Consider the following 17,611-nt stretch of genomic DNA (forward strand, 5'->3'; position numbering starts at 1 on the left):
GAATGTCAGTAAGAAAATTAAAACCGATCACTCCAGGACAACGCTTTCGCGTGGTCAATGGATTTGATGCGATTACGGAAAGCAAGCCAGAGAAATCTTTGCTTGCCCCTCTGAAGAAATCCGGAGGACGTAACAATCAAGGGAAAATGACCGCGAAGTTTCGCGGAGGTGGACACAAGAGACGCTACCGTGTTATCGATTTCAAAAGAGATAAGCAGGGAGTTGTCGCTGAAGTTTCGTCCATCCAATATGATCCGAACAGAACCGCTTTTATTGCCTTGTTGCAGTACACAGACGGTGAAAAGAGATATGTCATTGCTCAGAATGGTCTACAAGTAGGCCAAAAGGTGCAGTCAGGTGAAAAAGCAGCTCCGGAAATCGGAAATGCACTTCCCCTTTCTCAAATTCCTTTGGGAACCATCATTTCTTGTATCGAATTGCGTCCTGGACAGGGTGCCGTAATGGCGAGAAGTGCTGGAACCTTTGCGCAGTTGATGGCTAAAGATGGGAAGTTTGTAACGGTAAAGTTGCCTTCTGGTGAAACCCGTATGATTTTGGCCAATTGTTTGGCGACTATCGGTGCGGTTTCCAATTCTGATCACCAGTTGTTGGTGTCAGGTAAAGCCGGTCGCAGCCGCTGGTTGGGTCGTCGACCACGTACTCGTCCAGTAGTGATGAACCCTGTTGATCACCCAATGGGTGGTGGTGAAGGCCGTGCGTCTGGTGGTCACCCAAGATCGAAGAACGGTATCCCAGCGAAAGGGTTCCGCACAAGATCCAAGACCAAAGACAGCAACCGATATATCGTTGAACGTAGAAAGAAATAAGGCTAGCGAAAGATGGCAAGATCATTAAAGAAAGGACCCTTTGTACACCACAGTTTGGAGAAGAAGGTTCAGCAAAATGTAGAGTCCGGAAAGAAAACAGTAATCAAGACGTGGTCAAGAGCCTCTATGATTACTCCGGATTTCGTTGGACAGACCATTGCGGTTCACAACGGAAGACAATTTGTTCCTGTTTACGTAACAGAGAATATGGTTGGACACAAACTGGGTGAATTTTCTCCAACACGTTCCTTTAGAGGACACGCTGGAGCTAAGAACAAAGGAAAAAAATAAGTAAGCGATGGGAGTTCGTAAGAAACAAATGGCAGACCGTTTGAAAGCTGAGCGTAAAGAAATGGCTTTCGCGAAATTGAACAATTGCCCGACATCACCTCGTAAGATGCGTTTGGTCGCCGACCTTATTCGCGGTAAGAAAATCGAAACAGCCTTGGCTATTTTGAGATTCAACTCGAAGGAGGCGTCAAGAAGACTAGAGAAGCTTTTGCTCAGTGCAATTGCGAACTGGGAAGCGAAAAACGAAGACGGAGATTTGGAATCTGCAGATCTTTTTGTCAAAGAGATTCGCGTTGACGGAGGAATGATGTTGAAGAGATTGCAAACTGCTCCTCAGGGGCGTGCGCACCGTATTCGAAAGAGATCCAATCACGTAACCTTGGTTTTGGGAGAAACCAATAACACACAAAGCGAAGAATAATATATGGGACAGAAGACGAACCCTATCGGAAATCGCCTAGGTATCATTAGAGGATGGGAATCCAACTGGTATGGAGGAAACGATTACGGAGATAAGTTGGCGGAAGACGACAAGATCCGCAAATACGTATATGCTCGTTTGGCGAAAGCCAGCGTGTCGCGTGTGATTATCGAAAGAACCCTAAAACTCATCACGATTACCATTACCACGGCTCGTCCTGGTATCATCATTGGTAAAGGAGGTCAAGAGGTTGATAGGCTGAAAGAAGAGTTGAAGAAAATTACCAACAAGGAGGTTCAGATCAACATTCACGAGATCAAGAGACCTGAGTTGGATGCCAATTTGGTTGCAGCAAGTGTTGCTCGTCAGATTGAGAGTCGGATCAGCTACCGCCGTGCCATCAAAATGGCTATTGCAGCAGCGATTCGAATGAATGCAGAAGGAATTAAGATTCAGATCTCAGGGCGTTTGAACGGAGCAGAAATGGCGCGTTCAGAAGCTTATAAAGAAGGACGAATTCCTCTTTCTACCTTCCGTGCAGACGTAGATTACGCTTTGCATGAAGCGCACACGACTTACGGTCGTTTGGGTATCAAGGTATGGATCATGAAAGGTGAAGTGTACGGTAAGCGTGAGCTTTCTCCACTAGTTGGTCTTAATGTCAACCAAGGCAAAGGCAAGCAAGACGGAGGAAAACGTCAACGTCGCCGCAAGTAATTAAGATAAAGTAAGGTAAGATGTTACAGCCGAAAAGAACGAAATTCCGCAAAGCGCAAAAAGGGCGCATGAAGGGGAATTCTCAACGAGGACATCAGTTGTCAAACGGAATGTTTGGGATCAAGTCTTTGGATTCTCGCTTCATCACTTCTCGTCAGATCGAGGCGGCTCGTATTGCAGCAACGCGATATATGAAGAGACAGGGGCAACTGTGGATTAAAATTTTCCCGGACAAGCCCATCACCAAGAAACCTCTTGAGGTACGTATGGGTAAAGGTAAGGGAGCACCAGAATACTGGGTAGCTGTTGTAAAACCTGGACGCATCATTTTCGAGGTTGCAGGAGTACCAATGGATGTGGCAAAAGAAGCTTTGCGTCTTGCCGCTCAGAAATTGCCAGTTAAAACAAAGTTCATTGTTGCACGGGATTACGCCGAGCAATAAAATTGACAGACCATGAAACAAGCAGAGATACAAGGAATGTCGGTGGAGGAATTGCAAAAGCAATTGGACCAGTTAAAAAAGGAATACGAGCAGATGCAGATGAATCATGCCGTAACACCTCTGGAGAATCCGATGCTGATTCGCAAAACCAGAAGAACAGTGGCACGATTGGCTACAGAATTATCTAAAAGGGATTCACAATAACGGGTTGTACCTTATGGAAAACAGAAATCTAAGAAAAGAAAGAATTGGCGTAGTAACCAGCAGCAAGATGGAGAAATCTATCGTTGTCTCTGAGGTAAAGCGCGTCAAGCACCCGATGTACGGAAAGTTCGTATTGAAGACCAAGAAGTACGTTGCACACGACGAAAAGAACGATTGCAACGAGGGGGATACAGTGAAAATTATGGAGACTCGGCCTTTGAGTAAAACAAAGTGCTGGAGATTGGTAGAAATCATTGAAAGAGCTAAGTAATCATGGTACAACAGGAAAGCAGACTTAAAGTTGCCGACAACACCGGAGCGAAGGAAGTATTGACTATTCGTGTTCTTGGTGGTACAAAAAGAAGATACGCGGCTCTTGGTGACAAGATCGTAGTCTCAGTAAAGGACGCTGCTCCTAACGGTGCAGTAAAGAAAGGAGCAGTTTCTACTGCCGTTGTGGTAAGAACCAAAAAAGAAGTTCGTCGCCCGGATGGATCTTATATCCGTTTTGACGATAACGCTTGTGTTCTTCTCAACGCTACAGGAGAAATGCGCGGTACTCGTGTTTTTGGGCCAGTCGCTCGGGAGTTGCGAGACAAGCAATTCATGAAAATCGTTTCTCTTGCACCTGAGGTGCTATAATTAGACCGGAATGAAGACAAAAATTAAAGTAGGCGATACGGTAAAAGTAATGACCGGAGACCACAAGAACTCTGAGGGTGTCATCTTGAAACTCGACAGAGAGAATGGGAAGGTTATTGTTGAAGGCGTAAACATCGTCAAGAAGCACGAAAAGCCCAGCGCGAAGAATCCGCAGGGTGGTATTGTAGAGAAAGAAGCACCGATTCACATTTCGAATCTCTCTTTGCTCGACCCAAAATCAGGGGAGCCTACACGTGTAGGTTACGAGGTGAGAGACGGAAAGAAAGTCCGCGTGTCTAAAAAGTCTAACGAAGTTATTTAAGACCATGGGATACATTCCAAGACTTAAGCAAGAATATAAAGAGCGCGTAGTAAAGGCACTCACGGAGGAATTTGGTTACAGCAATGTAATGCAGGTTCCTAAGCTACAGAAGATTGTAGTGAGCCGTGGTGTTGGTGCTGCTGTTGCCGACAAGAAACTCATCGATCACGCGGTAGAAGAACTAGCTCAAATTACCGGTCAAAAGGCAGTTGCTACAATTTCCAAGAAGGACGTTGCAACTTTCAAATTGAGAAAGGGAATGCCGATCGGTGCTAAGGTGACTTTGCGCGGAGAAAGAATGTACGAATTCCTAGATCGCCTAATCACAACTGCATTGCCACGTGTACGTGACTTTGGAGGTGTAAAAGCGACTGGTTTTGATGGACGTGGAAACTACAACCTCGGTATTACTGAGCAGATCATTTTCCCGGAGATCAATATCGACAAGATCAATCGTATCAACGGGATGGATATCACTTTTGTCACCTCTGCTGATACCGATAAAGAAGCGAAATCATTGTTAAGCGAACTGGGAGTACCCTTTAAAAAGAATTAAGAGATGGCCAAAGAATCAATGAAAGCCCGCGAACGCAAAAGGGCAAAAATGGTTGCAAAATATGCCGAGAAGCGCAAGGCACTTAAAGAAGCTGGAGACTACGAAGCTCTTCAGAAGTTGCCAAAGAATGCTTCCCCGGTTCGTATGAGAAACCGCTGTAAGTTGACTGGTCGTCCACGTGGTTACATGAGAAACTTCGGTATCTCTCGTGTTACTTTCCGGGAAATGGCCAACCAGGGACTTATCCCAGGAGTTAAAAAAGCAAGCTGGTAATTTAAAGAAGAAAGAATTATGCTGACAGATCCTATCTCAGATTATTTGACGCGAATTCGCAACGCCAGCAGAGCGGGCCACCGAGTCGTGAACATTCCAGCTTCAAACTTGAAGAAGGAAATGACCAAGATCCTTTTTGATCAAGGGTACATCCTTAGCTACAAGTTCGAAGATGAAGGAGCACAAGGGAATATTAAAATTGCCTTGAAGTACAACAAGTTAACTAAAGAGCCGGTCATTAAGAAGCTGGAGCGCATCAGTAAGCCTGGTTTGCGTAAGTACGTGAGTACTGACGAGCTTCCTCGAGTCCTCAACGGATTGGGTATTGCAATTATGTCCACTTCACACGGGGTAATGACTAGTAAACAAGCGAGCAAAGAAAATGTTGGTGGAGAAGTTCTCTGCTACGTTTACTAAGCCACTAATACAGGAGAAATGTCAAGAATAGGAAATAACCCAATCAGCATTCCCGAAGGTGTCACTATTGAAGTGAACGCTGGTGTAGTTACCGTAAAAGGGAAGTTGGGTGAACTTCAACAAGAAGTCAAAGACGTAGAGGTAAAGATTGAGGAAGGCACTCTTACAGTTGCTCGCCCTTCTGAAAGTAAAGATCACAAAGCAAAGCACGGTTTGTACCGCGCTTTGATCAACAACATGATCGAAGGAGTATCCAAAGGATGGACCAAAGAATTGGAATTGGTTGGGGTCGGTTACCGTGCCAGCAACCAAGGACAAAAATTGGATTTGGCTATCGGATTTTCTCACAACATCGTGTTGGATATTGCTCCAGAGGTAAAGATTGAAACCGTTTCTGAAAAAGGAAAGAACCCAATCGTTAAGCTTACCTCTCACGATAAGCAATTGGTAGGGCAAGTTGCAGCGAAGATCAGAAGCTTCCGCAAGCCTGAGCCATACAAAGGAAAAGGGATAAAATTTGTTGGAGAACAGATCCGACGCAAAGCCGGTAAGTCCGCATAATAAGCTGTAATTATGGCATTGAACAAACATCAGAGAAGACTGCGTATTCGAAGAAGAATCCGAAAGGTTTCTTTTGGTACTGCCGAAAGACCACGTTTGGCTATTTTTCGCTCCAACAAGGAGATCTACGCTCAATTGATTAATGACAACGAAGGGAAGACCCTTGCTGCTGCTTCTTCAAGAGATAAAGCAGTTGAGGCGACTGGAACCAAGGTTGAAGTAGCCAATGCAGTTGGAAAGGCTATCGCTGAAAAAGCGAAAGGCCTTGGGATTGAGCAGGTAGCGTTTGACCGCGGAGGAAATTTGTATCACGGAAGAGTTAAATCCTTGGCCGAAGGCGCGCGTGAGGGTGGACTAAAATTTTAAGCAGAGATGTATCAAAAGTATAAGAACGTAGAATTGGTCAAGCCAGGTGGGCTTGAATTGAAAGACCGTTTGGTAGGTGTTCAACGTGTTACCAAGGTGACAAAGGGTGGACGTGCTTTCGGTTTCTCTGCCATCGTTGTTGTTGGTGATGAGAATGGTGTTGTAGGACACGGACTTGGTAAATCCAAAGAAGTTGCTACCGCTATCGCCAAAGCAGTGGAAGACGCAAAGAAGAACTTGGTTCGCATTCCTTTGAATAAAGGAACCGTTCCTCATCAACAAAAAGGGAAGTACGGTGGAGCTCGTGTATACATTCAGCCTGCTTCAACGGGTACCGGGGTTATCGCTGGTGGAGCCGTTCGTGCAGTACTGGAAGCAGTAGGAGTTCACGATGTACTTTCAAAATCTCAAGGTTCTTCTAACCCACATAACGTAGTAAAAGCTACTTTTGATGCGCTTTTGCAGTTGCGTGATGCAAATGCAGTTGCTGCTGAGCGTGGAATCAGTGTAGAAAAAGTATATAACGGATAAGACATGGCCAAGATTAAAGTAACACAGGTGAGGAGCGCTATCAAGCGTCCAAAAAACCAAAAGCAAACGCTTGAGGCACTTGGATTGAGAAAAATCGGTCAGGTGGTTGAGCATGAGGCTAACCCAAGTATTCTTGGTATGGTCAAGGTTGTTGAACATTTGGTCTCTACAGAAGAGGCATAACGATAAGACATTAAGGGAGATATGGATTTAGGAAATTTAAAACCAGCTGAAGGAAGTCGCAACCGTGCAGGTAAGCGATTGGGACGCGGACAGGCCTCTGGAAAAGGAGGAACTTCTGCTCGTGGTCACAAGGGTGCGAAATCTCGTTCAGGATATTCCAAGAAAATAGGATTTGAAGGAGGTCAAATGCCACTTCAACGCCGAGTTCCAAAATTTGGATTCAAAAACATCAACAGAAAAGAGTACCAAGCAGTGAACTTGGATCGTCTTCAACAACTGGTAGACGACAAGGGAGTGAAAGGTGACATTACTTTTGATGTGATGGTGGAGCACCGTTTGGTACGCCGCAACGAATTGGTTAAAGTTCTTGGGAACGGTGAACTAAAAGCGAAACTTAAAGTATCTGCTCACAAATTCAGTGCGAAGGCCAAAGAGGCGATCGAAGCTGCGGGTGGAGAAGCGATAAGCTTATAATTCAGTTGATATGAAGAGTTTTTTAGAAACCTTATCGAATATCTGGAAAATTGATGAGCTTCGGCAACGAATCCTGCTTACGCTGGGTATGTTGCTGGTTTATCGTTTTGGGGCACAAGTTGCTCTTCCAGGGATCGATACAGCTCAACTGAATGCTTTAACATCGAACACAGAACAGGGTATCTTAGGTATTCTAAACGCATTTACAGGAGGAGCTTTTGCGAAGGCTTCTGTTTTTGCCTTGGGAATTATGCCCTACATCTCTGCCTCTATTGTAGTGCAGTTGATGAGTATTGCTATTCCTTACCTGCAAAAGTTGGATAAGGAAGGAGAAAGCGGAAGAAAGACCAAGAACCAGATCACACGTTGGTTGACTATTGCAATCTGTGTGGTTCAGGCCCCTACCTACTTGTTGGGATTGAGCCAATTGGGTGTTCCTGATTCTGCTTTTGTAATGGGGAAAGGTCTTGATTTTATCATTCCTTCAGTAATCATTTTGGTAACCGGAACCATCTTCGCGATGTGGTTGGGTGAAAAGATCACTGACCGCGGAATCGGAAACGGGATCTCTCTCTTGATTATGGTGGGGATTATCGCAACCATGCCTCAATCATTCGTGCAGGAAGCGATCACACGTTACAGCAACAACACCGGTGGCCTGATGATGATCTTGTTTGAAATCATCTTGTGGTTCGTGGTTATTTTGGCCAGTGTGCTATTGACCATGGCTATTCGCCAAATTCCGGTTCAGTACGCACGTCGTACAGCTTCTGGTAGTTACGAGAAGAGTTCACGTCAGTACATTCCTTTGAAGTTGAATGCTTCTGGGGTTATGCCGATCATTTTTGCTCAGGCCATTATGTTCGCGCCTGCATTGATCGGTCGTACTTTTGATGACACGGCGGTAGGGCAATGGATGAGTGTTCAGTTTCAGGATCCATTCGGATTGTACTACAACATTCTCTTCGCTCTTTTGATTATCATCTTTACGTATTTCTATACGGCGATTACGGTTCCGACCAACAAAATGGCTGATGACCTAAAAAGAAGTGGAGGATTCATTCCTGGGATTCGTCCTGGTAAAGAAACAGGAGATTATCTGGATAAGATCATGTCTTTGATCACTTTCCCAGGATCCTTGTTCCTGGCAGCCTTGGCAGTACTTCCTGCTTTGGTCAATAAAATTATGGGAGTTCAAGGCGGATGGGCCTTGTTCTATGGTGGTACTTCCTTGCTCATTATGGTAGGGGTGGCCATCGATACGATGCAACAGGTGAATTCATACTTGTTGAACCGTCACTACGACGGATTGATGAAAACTGGTAAAAACAGAAAAGTAGCTTAATAACGACAAGTTTATGGCAAAGCAGCCGGCAATTGAACAAGACGGAACCATTATCGAAGCCCTTTCTAACGCGATGTTCCGCGTAGAATTGGAAAATGGCCACGTTGTAACCGCTCATATTTCAGGGAAGATGCGTATGCACTACATCAAATTGCTTCCCGGAGATAAAGTAAAGCTGGAGATGAGCCCGTATGACTTGACAAAAGCACGAATCACATACAGATACTAAGATGAAAGTAAGGGCATCCTTAAAGAAAAGAAGTGCGGACTGCAAGATCGTTCGCCGCAAAGGAAGATTGTACGTAATAAACAAAAAGAATCCTAGATTCAAACAAAGACAAGGATAAATTATGGCTAGAATCGCAGGGGTAGATATTCCGAAACAAAAGCGTGGTGTTATTTCACTAACCTACATCTACGGGGTTGGTCGCAGCCGAGCGCAGGAAATTCTCGCACAAGCAAAAGTGTCTGAAGACACAAAAGTTTCTGAGTGGAATGACGATGAAATTAGTCGTATCCGTGAAGCTGTTTCTCAATTCACTATTGAAGGAGAGCTTCGTTCTGAGACGCAATTGAACATCAAGCGTTTGATGGATATTGGTTGTTACCGCGGTATCCGCCACAGAATTGGTTTGCCTCTTCGTGGTCAGCGTACAAAGAACAACTCCAGAACTCGTAAGGGAAAAAGAAAAACTGTTGCCAACAAAAAGAAGGCGACAAAATAATTTGTTCAACAGCTGGGAGCTTACTCTCTCGGTGTATTGACGCAGTAGAAATATGGCAAAGGGAAACACAAAAACGGCTAAGAAAAGAAAGGTTGTCGTTGACTCGCATGGGGAAGCCCATATTGTTGCATCATTCAACAATATCATTATTTCATTGACCAACAAGAAGGGGGATGTTATTTCCTGGTCTTCTGCTGGTAAAATGGGATTCCGTGGATCAAAGAAGAACACTCCTTACGCAGCTCAGGTTGCAGCAGAGGATTGCTCTAAAGTGGCTCACGAGGCTGGTCTTCGCAAAGTTAAGGTCTATGTAAAAGGGCCGGGTAACGGAAGAGAGTCTGCGATTCGTACCATTCACAATGCCGGAATTGAAGTTACGGAGATCATCGATGTAACTCCATTACCACACAACGGGTGTCGTCCTCCGAAAAGACGTCGAGTATAATTAATTTTACAATTCCGAAGTGAAGGAAGGTCATCGAAGGATAAGCCTTAATTCATGACCTCATTTCGGCTAATTTAGAAAAGATGGCAAGATACACAGGTCCAAAAACCAAAATCGCTCGCAAATTTGGCGAGGCAATTTTCGGAGACGACAAGTCTTTCGAGAAAAAGAATTACCCTCCGGGACAACATGGAAACAACCGTAGAAGAGGTAAGAAGTCTGAATACGCTATCCAGTTGATGGAGAAGCAAAAGGCAAAGTACACGTACGGTATTTTAGAGCGTCAGTTCCGCAACCTTTTTGAAAAAGCAAACCGCAGCAAAGGAGTGACAGGTGAAGTACTTTTACAATTGTGTGAGAGCCGCCTAGACAACGTAGTATACCGTATGGGTATCGCTCCTTCCCGCCGTGCTGCACGACAGTTGGTTTCTCACCGACACATTACCGTTAACGGTGAAGTAGTGAACATTCCTTCATACAGCCTGAAGCCAGGTGAGGTGATCGGAGTTCGCGAGAAGTCCAAGTCTCTTGTTGTGATTACAGAGTCATTGGCTAACAACAGCAATGTATACGAGTGGATCACTTGGAACAGTGAGAAAATGGAAGGGAACTTTGTAACCATTCCAGAGCGTATGCAAATTCCTGAAGCGATCAAAGAACAATTGATCGTTGAACTTTACTCCAAATAATAGCAATTTAGATCGATTATGGCATTACTTAATTTTCAGAAGCCTGATAAGGTTATCATGGTAGACTCTACCGATTTCGAAGGGAAATTTGAATTTCGTCCTTTGGAGCCGGGTTACGGTCTGACTGTCGGTAACGCACTGAGAAGAGTTCTTCTTTCCTCTTTGGAAGGGTTTGCAATTACATCGGTTCGTATTGATGGAGTTGAGCACGAATTTTCAGTTATCCCTGGGGTAGTTGAAGACGTTACAGAGATCATTTTGAATCTGAAGCAAGTTCGATTCAAAAGACAAATTGACGATGTAGAAAGCGAAACCGTTGCTATTACAATCAGCGAAAGCGAAAAACTAACGGCTGGAGATTTCCAGAAGTTTATCAGCGGATACCAGGTATTGAATCCGGATTTGGTGATTTGCAACATGGAATCCAAGGTGAACATCAACATGGAGATCATCATTGAGAAAGGCCGTGGGTATGTTCCTGCTGAAGAGAATAAAAAATCCAATGCTCCTTTGGGTAGCGTAGCTGTTGATTCTGTGTTTACACCGGTAAAGAATGTGAAGTACAGCATCGAGAACTACCGTGTAGAGCAAAAGACCGATTACGAAAAATTGGTTTTCGAAATTGAAACGGACGGTTCTATCAATCCTAAGGCAGCCCTTACAGAGGCAGCCAAGGTTTTGATTCACCACTTCATGTTGTTCTCTGATGAGCGCATCACCTTGGAGGCGGATGAATTGGAGCGCACCGAAACGTATGATGAAGAGTCCTTGCACATGCGTCAGCTCTTGAAGACCAAATTGGTCGATATGGACTTGTCTGTGCGTGCACTGAACTGTTTGAAAGCTGCTGAAGTTGATACCTTGGGTGACTTGGTTTCTTTCAACAAGAATGACTTGATGAAGTTTAGAAATTTCGGAAAGAAATCGTTGACCGAATTGGAAGAGTTGGTTATCAACAAAGGATTGCAGTTCGGAATGGATTTGACCAAATACAAATTGGACCGCGACTAATCGCTGAAGAGAGTAAATAATTATGAGACACGGTAAGAAATTTAATCACCTCGGGAGAACAGCCGCCCACCGCAAGGCGATGTTGGCAAACATGGCTTGTTCCCTTATCGAACATAAGAGAATCAACACAACGCTTGCTAAAGCAAAAGCCCTTAAGCAGTTTGTTGAGCCCTTGATCACAAAATCAAAGGCAGAGAACAACCAAACGGCTGACAAGGGTCAGCACAACCGTCGTGTTGTTTTTCAAAACCTTAGAAACAAGTATGCAGTAACCGAGTTGTTCGGACCTGTAGCAGAGAAGATCGGAGACCGTCCAGGCGGATACACCCGAATCATCAAGCTTGGAAATCGTCTAGGGGATAACGCTGATATGGCCATGATTGAATTGGTCGATTTCAATGAGTTGTACCAAGCTGGTGGAGCGAAGAAGAGTAAGAATACTCGTCGTAGCCGTCGTGGAGGTGCTAAGAAGAAAGAAGAAGTTGTTGCACCAGTTGCAGCCGATGATTCAGAAGAATGATCAAAGTGTTATTAAGTGTTTAATACAATTGAGGGATACGCGCCAAGCGTATCCCTTTTTTTATGTTTTTTTGTGCTAAATCTCTAATTAGGAAATGAATATGAAATACACTACACGGAAAAAAGCGATAGTACTGCTGGAGGACGGCACCGTGTTTTATGGTAAAGTAGTAGGTGATATGGAAGGAACGGCCTTTGGGGAAGTCTGTTTCAACACCGGAATGACAGGGTATCAGGAGATCTTTACGGACCCGTCTTACTACGGCCAGTTGATGGTAATGACCAATGCGCATATTGGTAACTACGGAACGCACGTAGAAGAGATTGAATCAGATTCAGTCAAGATTGCTGGATTGATTTGCAAGAATTTCAGTTATCCTTATTCTCGTCCTTCAGCTGAAGGAAGTCTTTTGGAATTCTTGGGGCGTAACAATATCCTCGCCGTTTCCGATGTAGACACCCGCGCTTTGGTAAGCTATATTCGTGACAACGGGGCGATGAATGCCTTGATTTCGACTCGTGTAGACGAAATCGATCAATTGAAAGAAGAATTAAAGGCAGTTCCGAGTATGCAAGGGCTGGAGTTGGCTTCAAAGGTATCGACCAAAGAGCCCTATTTCTTTGGAGATGCTAATGCACCTTACCGTATCGCGGCTTTGGATATCGGTATCAAGAAGAACATCCTCCGCTCTCTGGCTGAGCGAGGAGCTTATATTCAGGTGTTCCCTTACAACGCTTCCATCGAAGAGATGAAGGCTTTTGACCCGCACGCTTACTTTGTGTCGAACGGACCAGGGGATCCAGAACCTTTAAAAGAGGCCATTGCGACCACAACGGCCATGCTCAAAACCGGGAAGCCTGTCTTTGGAATTTGCCTGGGGCACCAAGTGTTGGCACTTACGCAGGGAATTTCTACTTATAAAATGCACCAGGGTCACCGAGGGATCAACCACCCTATTTTGAATTTACTTACCGGGAAGGGAGAGATCACCTCTCAAAACCACGGCTTCGCGATTAGTGCGGAACAGGCCGCGGCTAATGAAGGGGTAGAAGTGACTCACCGTCATTTGAACGACGATACGGTCGCTGGAATTCGCCTGAAAAACCACAAGGCGTTCTCGGTTCAATACCACCCGGAAGCGAGTCCTGGACCGCACGATTCAAAGTATTTATTCGATGAATTTTTTGAGGCGATAAAAGAGGCTGTTCCAGCCTAAAACCGAAGGAAAAACGTAGGAGGCTTTGAGCCAATTATTTATTTTCGCCACGAAGTTTGAAATCATCATCTTAAAACCACAATTCGATTAGACAATGAGTATCATTATCAATATACACGCCAGACAAATTCTGGATTCTAGAGGAAACCCAACCGTTGAAGTAGATGTAATTACAGAGAATGGTCTTTTGGGAAGAGCTGCCGTTCCTTCAGGAGCGTCAACAGGAGAACACGAGGCGGTTGAGCTTCGCGATGGGGGAGATACCTATATGGGAAAAGGCGTCCGTCAAGCAGTCGATAATGTAAACCATATTTTGGCCGAGGAGTTGGTTGGACTGTCTGTTTTTGAGCAAAACCTGATCGACAAGACCATGATCGAGCTGGATGGAACTCCGAACAAATCGAAGTTGGGTGCTAATGCCATTCTAGGGGTTTCTTTGGCTGTTGCCAAGGCCGCCGCGGAAGAGCTAGGCTTGCCACTTTACCGCTATGTCGGCGGTGTGAGTGCAAATACCCTGCCCGTACCGATGATGAATATCGTCAATGGTGGCTCGCACTCCGATGCGCCGATTGCTTTCCAGGAATTCATGGTGATGCCGGTCAAAGCCGAAAGCTTTAGCCACGCCATGCAAATGGGAACAGAAATCTTTCACCACCTTAAAAAGGTATTGAAAGGCCGTAACCTGAGTACTGCTGTTGGAGACGAGGGAGGTTTTGCTCCTGAGTTCAACGGAACAGAAGATGCGCTAGATACCATCGCTAAAGCGGTAGAGAACGCTGGCTACAAACTCGGAGACAACGTGATGTTGGCTTTGGATTGTGCTTCTGCTGAATTCTACGTCGACGGAAAATACGATTACAGCAAGTTCGAAGGAGAAGGCGGAGCTGTTCGCACTTCAGAAGAGCAAGCCCAATACCTGGCTGACTTGTGCGACCAGTACCCCATCATCTCCATTGAAGATGGGATGGACGAAAATGACTGGGATGGTTGGAAGATGTTGACCGATAAAGTCGGTGATCGTGTTCAGTTAGTGGGTGACGATTTATTCGTAACCAATGTTGAGCGTCTCTCTAAAGGAATCGCCACGGATACCGCGAACTCAATTTTGATCAAAGTGAACCAAATCGGTACCCTTACCGAGACTATTGCCGCGGTGAACATGGCCAAAAATGCGGGCTATACCTCGGTGATGTCACACCGTTCAGGAGAAACTGAAGACAATACGATTGCCGATTTAGCCGTTGCATTAAATACCGGACAAATTAAAACAGGGTCTGCTTCTCGAAGCGACCGAATGGCCAAGTACAACCAATTACTGCGCATTGAGGAGATGCTTGGTGAAACGGCCTATTACCCGCAAGGCAATGCCTTCAAGGTAAAACGATAAGTTATTTCACAGCCTCATCTCAAGCAGATGAGGCTTTTTTTTGCCCCATTATTTTTCGTATTTTAATAAAACGTCTGAATTTAAACCTCCTGAATTACTGATGAATAATTTTCTTTTTGTCTCTGCCGAGAATGATGCGATAGCGAATTGCAAAGCTGGTGGTATGGCTGACGTTGTCCGTGATGTGCCGCGTCATATTGCTGAGAACGACGATACCGTCCACGTGGTCGTGCCTTCTTACGGACGCTTGCACCACGAAGGGCAGATGATCAGTTTACTACAGTTTCCCTTGCGCGGAACGGAATACTTTGCAGAACTCTACAAGGTCAGAGGAAAGAAAGAGATCAAGGGTATTCATCACTACGTGATTCACCATCCGGAAATTCAGGCCGGGGATATCGCTCATATTTACCACAACGATCCCAAAGAACCTTTTTTCAATGACTCCATCAAGTACTTTATCTTTTGTACAGCGGTGGCTCAAGCGATTAAGAATGGTGCCTTTGGGGATTTAGATATTGTTCACCTGCACGATTGGCATACCAGCCTGCTTTTGTTCTTAAGAGAGTACCATCCGGAGTTCAAAGCGCTACAAGATATCCGAACGGTATACAGTATTCACAACCTGGCGATTCAGGGCATTCGTCCTTTTCAGGATAACTACGCTTCTGTACGGAATTGGTTCCCCAATATTGCTTTTCAGGAAGAGGTACTGCGGGACAAACGCTATCCGGATTGTATCAATTTGATGGCCGTGGGAATTCGATTTGCGGATTCAGTTCACACGGTTTCTCCTTCGTACAAAGAAGATGTGATGAAGCCGAGTTCTCCACCGGAATTTATTGGGGGAGAAAGCTTGGAAGAAGACCTCCAAAAAGCCGACAAGGAGGGCCGATTGGTTGGGATTCTCAACGGTTGTAACTACGCCAATATCAATGTGGCGGAAAAAGGACAGCTCCTAAAGAATATCCTCAAGGCGATCTTTCCTTGGTTGCAAGAGGAATCAAAAAAATACAAGGCGGACTTTTTGGCTCATACGGGCGAGAAGGTATTCTCCTGGATGGAGAATCCACCTAAGTTTGTTGTGTCCAGTGTGGCACGCTTGACGGAGCAAAAGTTTTATTTCTTCAAGCGAAGTCCGGAAGCCTTTCATCACTTATTGACCAGTCTACAGCGCGTCAATGGAATTTTCGTTTTGCTGGGCACAGGTGCTCCGGAATACGAAGAACTGTTTAGAGAGATCAGCTACGAACGGGAGAACTTCCTTTTTATCAATGGTCAATCTGAAGAGGTGATCGATTCGATTTATCTCGAAAGTGACCTCTACTTTATGCCCAGCCTGTTTGAACCTTGCGGTATTAGCCAGATGTTGGCTATGCGCAATGGGCACCCTTGCCTTGTTCATCATACCGGAGGCCTTAAGGATACCGTCCACCACATGAAAACAGGCTTTAGTTTTGACGGTCCAAATTACGACGCTAAAATCTCCAATATGCTGGAGGCTTTTGACGATGTGATCAATCTTTTTGTAGAGGATCGCAAGACCTTTAGAGCGATTGCTCGACGGGCTGGAAAGGAGCGATTTACCTGGAAAGATTCGGTGAATAAATACTACACACAACTCTATGACCTTCCCTTGGCACTTCCTATTGTTAAGGATGTCACAAAAGAAGTGTCTAAGGTCTCTTAGACCCTTTGAAGCCGGCTTTTGATTTGTTAAATTTGCAAAACCCTAAAAGATAATTATATCCTATGGCTGATTCAGCATTTCTTGAGCTCAACGGTGAGCGTTATGAGTTTCCTCTGGTAACCGGTACAGAAAATGAGGTGGGAATTGACATCAAAGCACTTCGTGCATTGACTGGTGCAGTGACGATTGATCCTGGTTACAAAAACACAGGTTCTTGCGAAAGCGCCATCACGTACTTGGATGGTGAGCAGGGGATTCTGCGATACCGAGGTTATTCAATCGAGGATTTAGCTGAAAAAGCGGACTTTTTGGAGGTGGCCTACCTGTTGATTTTTGGCGAATTACCGAATGAAGAGGAGTTGGCAAAATTCCACCAAGACATCAAGGACGAATCCCATGTGGACGAGGAGATGAAGAAAATCTTAGACGGATTTCCGAAGTCGGCCCACCCGATGGGAGTACTATCTTCATTGACCAGTGCGTTGGTAGCGTTCAACCCAACTTCGGTAGATGTAAGTTCTGAATCCGCCATGTACAATTCAATTGTGCGCATCATGGCCAAGTTCCCCGTTTTGGTCGCTTGGACCTTGCGCAAGAAAAGCGGATCTCCACTGGATTACGGTGATGACAGCCTGGGTTACGTTGAGAACATCCACAAGATGATGTTTAAGCGTCCAAACCAGGAGTACAAAAAGAACCCGGTTGTTATCGACGCCTTGGATAAACTCCTCATTCTACACGCGGACCACGAGCAAAACTGTTCGACGTCTACAGTGCGTATCGTAGGTTCCAGCCATGCTGGATTATTCGCTTCTCTTTCTGCAGGTATCTCTGCGCTTTGGGGTCCATTACACGGTGGAGCGAACCAAGCCGTATTGGAAATGTTGGAAGCCATTCAGGAAGACGGTGGTGATACGAAGAAGTATATGGCCAAAGCCAAAGACAAAGAGGATCCTTTCCGTTTGATGGGCTTTGGACACCGTGTATACAAAAACTTCGACCCTCGAGCTCGTATTATTAAGAAGGCGGCCGATGAAGTATTGGGAGACTTGGGTATTGATGATCCCATTTTGGATATCGCCAAAGGATTGGAGCAAGAAGCTTTGGAAGACGACTACTTCGTTAAAAGAAAGCTGTATCCGAATGTGGATTTCTACAGTGGTATTATTTACCGTGCTCTCGGAATTCCAACCGATATGTTCACCGTGATGTTCGCTTTAGGACGCTTGCCAGGATGGATCGCTCAATGGCGCGAAATGCGTTTGAAAGGAGAGCCGATTGGACGTCCTCGCCAAATCTACACAGGCGAAAACTACCGCGAGTTTAAGGACCTTCAGAGCCGATAAAAGCAGTTG

At 45.2% G+C, this 17,611-nt stretch carries 29 protein-coding genes; all 29 read left to right on the forward strand.

The genetic code is table 11. The annotated features are described in order from the left end of the window. Positions 1–2: 2 nt before the first annotated feature. The 29 genes from rplB to BST99_RS00655 all read left to right on the forward strand — a co-directional run bounded on the left by rplB (position 3) and on the right by BST99_RS00655 (position 17,602). On the forward strand, positions 3–827 hold the full coding sequence (rplB, locus tag BST99_RS00515) for a 50S ribosomal protein L2 (RefSeq protein WP_105000061.1): 825 nt from the start codon (positions 3–5) through the stop codon (positions 825–827). Positions 828–839: 12 nt separating this feature from the next. Then, complete coding sequence (rpsS, locus tag BST99_RS00520) at positions 840–1,118, forward strand: 30S ribosomal protein S19 (protein ID WP_105000062.1); 279 nt, start codon at positions 840–842, stop codon at positions 1,116–1,118. Between the two features lie 7 nt (positions 1,119–1,125). Beyond that, a complete protein-coding gene (gene rplV / locus BST99_RS00525; RefSeq protein ID WP_105000063.1) occupies positions 1,126–1,539 on the forward strand; it encodes a 50S ribosomal protein L22 in 414 nt (137 codons plus the stop codon). A 3-nt stretch (positions 1,540–1,542) separates the two neighbouring features. Beyond that, positions 1,543–2,256, forward strand: coding sequence for a 30S ribosomal protein S3 (gene rpsC, locus BST99_RS00530; RefSeq protein ID WP_105000064.1), 714 nt, complete (start codon positions 1,543–1,545; stop codon positions 2,254–2,256). Between the two features lie 20 nt (positions 2,257–2,276). Continuing rightward, positions 2,277–2,699, forward strand: coding sequence for a 50S ribosomal protein L16 (gene rplP / locus BST99_RS00535; protein ID WP_105000065.1), 423 nt, complete (start codon positions 2,277–2,279; stop codon positions 2,697–2,699). Positions 2,700–2,711: 12 nt separating this feature from the next. Beyond that, on the forward strand, positions 2,712–2,903 hold the full coding sequence (gene rpmC, locus BST99_RS00540) for a 50S ribosomal protein L29 (protein ID WP_105000066.1): 192 nt from the start codon (positions 2,712–2,714) through the stop codon (positions 2,901–2,903). A gap of 13 nt (positions 2,904–2,916) precedes the next feature. Then, positions 2,917–3,174, forward strand: coding sequence for a 30S ribosomal protein S17 (gene rpsQ / locus BST99_RS00545; protein ID WP_105000067.1), 258 nt, complete (start codon positions 2,917–2,919; stop codon positions 3,172–3,174). A gap of 2 nt (positions 3,175–3,176) precedes the next feature. Then, positions 3,177–3,545: a 50S ribosomal protein L14 gene (gene rplN / locus BST99_RS00550; protein ID WP_105000068.1), complete on the forward strand. Its 369-nt coding sequence runs from the start codon at positions 3,177–3,179 to the stop codon at positions 3,543–3,545. Positions 3,546–3,555: 10 nt separating this feature from the next. After that, complete coding sequence (gene rplX, locus BST99_RS00555; RefSeq protein WP_105000069.1) at positions 3,556–3,867, forward strand: 50S ribosomal protein L24; 312 nt, start codon at positions 3,556–3,558, stop codon at positions 3,865–3,867. Between the two features lie 4 nt (positions 3,868–3,871). Next, positions 3,872–4,423, forward strand: a complete 552-nt coding sequence (gene rplE / locus BST99_RS00560; protein WP_105000070.1) for a 50S ribosomal protein L5 — start codon at positions 3,872–3,874, stop codon at positions 4,421–4,423. 3 nt (positions 4,424–4,426) lie between these two features. Beyond that, positions 4,427–4,696 (forward strand): 30S ribosomal protein S14, encoded by a 270-nt coding sequence (gene rpsN / locus BST99_RS00565; RefSeq protein WP_105000071.1) that lies wholly within the window; start codon positions 4,427–4,429, stop codon positions 4,694–4,696. An 18-nt stretch (positions 4,697–4,714) separates the two neighbouring features. After that, the gene (gene rpsH / locus BST99_RS00570) at positions 4,715–5,113 is read left to right on the forward strand and encodes a 30S ribosomal protein S8 (protein WP_105000072.1); all 399 of its coding nucleotides are present in this window, start codon (positions 4,715–4,717) and stop codon (positions 5,111–5,113) included. 18 nt (positions 5,114–5,131) lie between these two features. Further along, entirely contained in the window at positions 5,132–5,674 is a 543-nt protein-coding gene (rplF, locus tag BST99_RS00575) for a 50S ribosomal protein L6 (protein ID WP_105000073.1), read from the forward strand. Positions 5,675–5,686: 12 nt separating this feature from the next. Continuing rightward, positions 5,687–6,040 (forward strand): 50S ribosomal protein L18, encoded by a 354-nt coding sequence (gene rplR, locus BST99_RS00580; RefSeq protein ID WP_105000074.1) that lies wholly within the window; start codon positions 5,687–5,689, stop codon positions 6,038–6,040. Between the two features lie 6 nt (positions 6,041–6,046). Continuing rightward, the gene (gene rpsE / locus BST99_RS00585; RefSeq protein WP_105000075.1) at positions 6,047–6,571 is read left to right on the forward strand and encodes a 30S ribosomal protein S5; all 525 of its coding nucleotides are present in this window, start codon (positions 6,047–6,049) and stop codon (positions 6,569–6,571) included. Between the two features lie 3 nt (positions 6,572–6,574). Then, positions 6,575–6,754, forward strand: a complete 180-nt coding sequence (rpmD, locus tag BST99_RS00590) for a 50S ribosomal protein L30 (RefSeq protein WP_105000076.1) — start codon at positions 6,575–6,577, stop codon at positions 6,752–6,754. 21 nt (positions 6,755–6,775) lie between these two features. Further along, entirely contained in the window at positions 6,776–7,228 is a 453-nt protein-coding gene (gene rplO, locus BST99_RS00595) for a 50S ribosomal protein L15 (protein WP_105000077.1), read from the forward strand. 10 nt (positions 7,229–7,238) lie between these two features. Beyond that, positions 7,239–8,573: a preprotein translocase subunit SecY gene (secY, locus tag BST99_RS00600; RefSeq protein ID WP_105000078.1), complete on the forward strand. Its 1,335-nt coding sequence runs from the start codon at positions 7,239–7,241 to the stop codon at positions 8,571–8,573. A 13-nt stretch (positions 8,574–8,586) separates the two neighbouring features. Continuing rightward, positions 8,587–8,802 carry a translation initiation factor IF-1 gene (gene infA, locus BST99_RS00605; RefSeq protein ID WP_014031991.1) on the forward strand — a complete coding sequence of 72 codons (216 nt, stop codon included), beginning with the start codon at positions 8,587–8,589 and terminating at the stop codon, positions 8,800–8,802. Position 8,803: 1 nt separating this feature from the next. Continuing rightward, the gene (gene ykgO, locus BST99_RS00610) at positions 8,804–8,920 is read left to right on the forward strand and encodes a type B 50S ribosomal protein L36 (RefSeq protein ID WP_010181906.1); all 117 of its coding nucleotides are present in this window, start codon (positions 8,804–8,806) and stop codon (positions 8,918–8,920) included. Between the two features lie 3 nt (positions 8,921–8,923). Beyond that, a complete protein-coding gene (rpsM, locus tag BST99_RS00615; protein ID WP_105000079.1) occupies positions 8,924–9,298 on the forward strand; it encodes a 30S ribosomal protein S13 in 375 nt (124 codons plus the stop codon). Between the two features lie 52 nt (positions 9,299–9,350). Then, the gene (rpsK, locus tag BST99_RS00620) at positions 9,351–9,743 is read left to right on the forward strand and encodes a 30S ribosomal protein S11 (protein ID WP_105000080.1); all 393 of its coding nucleotides are present in this window, start codon (positions 9,351–9,353) and stop codon (positions 9,741–9,743) included. Positions 9,744–9,826: 83 nt separating this feature from the next. Then, the gene (rpsD, locus tag BST99_RS00625) at positions 9,827–10,432 is read left to right on the forward strand and encodes a 30S ribosomal protein S4 (protein ID WP_105000081.1); all 606 of its coding nucleotides are present in this window, start codon (positions 9,827–9,829) and stop codon (positions 10,430–10,432) included. 18 nt (positions 10,433–10,450) lie between these two features. After that, the gene (locus BST99_RS00630) at positions 10,451–11,443 is read left to right on the forward strand and encodes a DNA-directed RNA polymerase subunit alpha (protein ID WP_105000082.1); all 993 of its coding nucleotides are present in this window, start codon (positions 10,451–10,453) and stop codon (positions 11,441–11,443) included. Between the two features lie 22 nt (positions 11,444–11,465). Continuing rightward, positions 11,466–11,963, forward strand: coding sequence for a 50S ribosomal protein L17 (rplQ, locus tag BST99_RS00635; protein ID WP_105000083.1), 498 nt, complete (start codon positions 11,466–11,468; stop codon positions 11,961–11,963). 100 nt (positions 11,964–12,063) lie between these two features. After that, complete coding sequence (gene carA / locus BST99_RS00640; RefSeq protein WP_105002379.1) at positions 12,064–13,179, forward strand: glutamine-hydrolyzing carbamoyl-phosphate synthase small subunit; 1,116 nt, start codon at positions 12,064–12,066, stop codon at positions 13,177–13,179. Between the two features lie 94 nt (positions 13,180–13,273). After that, the gene (gene eno / locus BST99_RS00645; RefSeq protein WP_105000084.1) at positions 13,274–14,566 is read left to right on the forward strand and encodes a phosphopyruvate hydratase; all 1,293 of its coding nucleotides are present in this window, start codon (positions 13,274–13,276) and stop codon (positions 14,564–14,566) included. 100 nt (positions 14,567–14,666) lie between these two features. Next, positions 14,667–16,256, forward strand: coding sequence for a glycogen synthase (locus tag BST99_RS00650; RefSeq protein WP_105000085.1), 1,590 nt, complete (start codon positions 14,667–14,669; stop codon positions 16,254–16,256). A gap of 62 nt (positions 16,257–16,318) precedes the next feature. Continuing rightward, positions 16,319–17,602, forward strand: a complete 1,284-nt coding sequence (locus BST99_RS00655) for a citrate synthase (protein WP_105000086.1) — start codon at positions 16,319–16,321, stop codon at positions 17,600–17,602. The last annotated feature ends 9 nt before the right edge of the window (positions 17,603–17,611 follow it).

This window comes from Aureicoccus marinus (genome assembly GCF_002954325.1).
GTDB classification, from domain to species: Bacteria; Bacteroidota; Bacteroidia; order Flavobacteriales; family Flavobacteriaceae; genus Aureicoccus; species Aureicoccus marinus.